At 71.0% G+C, this 2,082-nt stretch carries 1 protein-coding gene; it reads right to left on the bottom strand.

The genetic code is table 11. From position 1 onward, the window contains the following. Nucleotides 1–156: 156 nt before the first annotated feature. Nucleotides 157–2,055 carry a TRAP transporter large permease gene (locus MFF06_RS22490; protein ID WP_238208415.1) on the bottom strand — a complete coding sequence of 633 codons (1,899 nt, stop codon included), beginning with the start codon at nucleotides 2,053–2,055 and terminating at the stop codon, nucleotides 157–159. Nucleotides 2,056–2,082 lie beyond the last annotated feature (27 nt).

The following is a 2,082-nucleotide window of genomic DNA, read 5'->3' as shown; positions in this document are numbered from 1 at the left end:
CGTGATCGAGATCAGCGCGCTGGAGCAATGATCGTCCCCCTCCCCCTTGCGGGGAGGGGTAGGGGTGGGGGTGGTGCAGGAGGAACCGCCGCGACCTCTCCGGCACCACCCCCACCCCCGGCCCCTCCCCGCAAGGGGGAGGGAGAAGGCGGTCCCTCACAGGAACCCGATGGAGAACCAGGGCACGAGGATGATCGCCAGGAGGCCGATCAGCAGGGCGACGATGTAGCCGACGATCGGCCGCATCCCCGCATCCGGGTGGATCCGGCTGATCGCGCAGGCCGCGTAGTAGCCCACCCCGAAGGGCGGCGCGAACAGCCCCACCCCCATCGCCAGGATCACCACCATCGCGTAGTGCACCTCGTGCACCCCCACGCTCCGCGCGATCGGGAACAGCAGCGGGCCGAACAGCACGATCGCCGGGATCCCCTCCAGCACCGAGCCCAGGATGATGAACGCCACCGCCGAGACCAGCAGGAAGCCCAACGGCCCGCCCGGCAGGCTCTTCATCACCACCGCCAGCGTCTGCGAGAAGCCCGATTGCGTCAGCGCCCAGGCCATGCCGGTCGCCGCCCCGATGATCAGCAGGATCGCCCCCGACAACGCCGCCGTCGTCACCAGCATCGGGTAGAGCCGCCCCAGCGGGAACTGACGGTAGATCAGCAGCCCCGCCAGCACCGCGTACACGATCCCGATGGTCGAGACTTCCGTGGCCGTGGCGATGCCCTCCACCACCGCGTAGCGGATCACGAAGGGCAGGGCCAGGGCCGGCAGGGCGATGAGGAGCGAGCGCCCGATCACCCGCCCCGAGGGCCGCGCCACGTGGCTCAGGTCCTCGTTCCGGTAGCGCCACCACACCAGCCCGCACAGCGTCACCGCCAGCACGAGGCCCGGCACCAGACCGCCCGTGAACAGCGCCGTGATCGACACCCCCGTCACCGAGCCGATGGTGATCAGCACGATCGAGGGCGGGATCGTCTCCGTCTGCGCGCCGGTGGCGGCGAGCAGGGCCACGAGGTCGCCCTCCTTGGCGCCCCGCGCCTTCATCTCCGGGAACAGCACCGGGGCGACGGCGGCCATGTCGGCCGCCTTCGAGCCGGAGATGCCCGAGACGAGGTACATCGCCCCCACCAGCACGAAGTGCAGCCCGCCGCGCACGTGGCCGAGCAGGCTCGCCAGGAACCCGACCATGGCCTTGGCCATGCCCGTCATCTCGATCAGCAGGCCGAGGAACACGAACAGCGGCACCGCCAGCAGGATCAGGTGGCTCATCCCCTCGTCCATGCGCCCCACCACCACCATGGAGGGCGCGTCGGTGGTCAGCGTCACATAGGCGAAGGTGGACAGGCCGAAGGCGAAGGCGATGGGCACGCCGGAGAAGACCAGCATGCCGACGCCCAGCACGAAGAACACCAGGAGGTTGAGGTTGCCCAGCGTGGCCAGCACCGGCTGCAGCGCCACCACCCCGGCCGCCAGCCCCACGCCCGTGGCCAGGGCGGCGAGCGTCATCGCCCAGTCGGCCGCCTCCAGCAGGCGGATCACCGCGATGGCCAGCATCAAGGCGAAGCCGATCGGCAGGGCGGCGGCGCGCCACGCGTTGTTGAGCTCCAGCGCTGGGGTCTGCACGAACACCTCCTCGGAGGCGAACTCGTAGGCCGGGTGCAGGACGAGGACGACGAAGATCAGCCCCGCCACCAGCGCCAGGGTTTCCAGGAAGGCCCGCAGGCGCGGCCCGGCCATGGCCACCAGGGCGGTCATGCGCATGTGCTCGGCCCGGCGGAACGCCACCACGGCCCCGAGCATGGCGAGCCACAGGAACAGGATGCCGGCGAGCTCGTCCGACCAGATCAGCGGCTCGTGGAACACGTAGCGGCTGACCACGCCCGCCAGCAGCACGCCGATCTCGGCCAGCACCAGAAGCGCGGCCGGCACCTCCACCAGCCAGCCGATGCCCCGGTCCAGCGCCCGCAGGACACCCCCCCGCCGCAGGGCAGGACCCGCAAGCTCCCCATGCGGCGCCGCCGCCGTCTCAACCGCCGCGAGATCGATCGCCATCGTCGTCCTCCCTCAGATCCACTGCCG

It is taken from the genome of Methylobacterium aerolatum, from assembly GCF_022179085.1.
Classification (GTDB): domain Bacteria; phylum Pseudomonadota; class Alphaproteobacteria; order Rhizobiales; family Beijerinckiaceae; genus Methylobacterium; species Methylobacterium aerolatum.
Note: the sequence above shows the minus strand (reverse complement) of the source record. Positions and strands in the feature narration are given on the sequence as shown.

Excerpts from the sequence above, each read along its gene's own strand:
- MFF06_RS22490 (WP_238208415.1), bottom strand. The coding sequence starts at position 2,055 with ATGGCGATCGATCTCGCGGCGGTTGAGACGGCGGCGGCGCCGCATGGG.